General features: G+C 55.1%; 1 rRNA gene (cut by a window edge). It reads left to right on the top strand.

What is annotated here, in order from left to right:
* Nucleotides 1–256 (top strand): 16S ribosomal RNA (locus tag EDM21_RS24500); its annotated part runs 573 nt beyond the window's last position; the annotation flags it as partial.

The raw sequence follows: 256 nt of genomic DNA on the forward strand, positions 1-256 counted from the left end.
CCGCGGTAATACGTAGGGGGCAAGCGTTGTCCGGAATTATTGGGCGTAAAGCGCGCGCAGGCGGTTTTTTAAGTCTGGTGTTTAATCCCGAGGCTCAACCTCGGTTCGCACCGGAAACTGGAAGACTTCGAGTGTAGGAGAGGAAAGTGGAATTCCACGTGTAGCGGTGAAATGCGTAGAGATGTGGAGGAACACCAGTGGCGAAGGCGACTTTCTGGCCTATAACTGACGCTGAGGCGCGAAAGCGTGGGGAGCA

The organism is Paenibacillus lutrae, assembly GCF_009757775.1.
Lineage (GTDB): Bacteria > Bacillota > Bacilli > Paenibacillales > NBRC-103111 > Paenibacillus_F > Paenibacillus_F lutrae.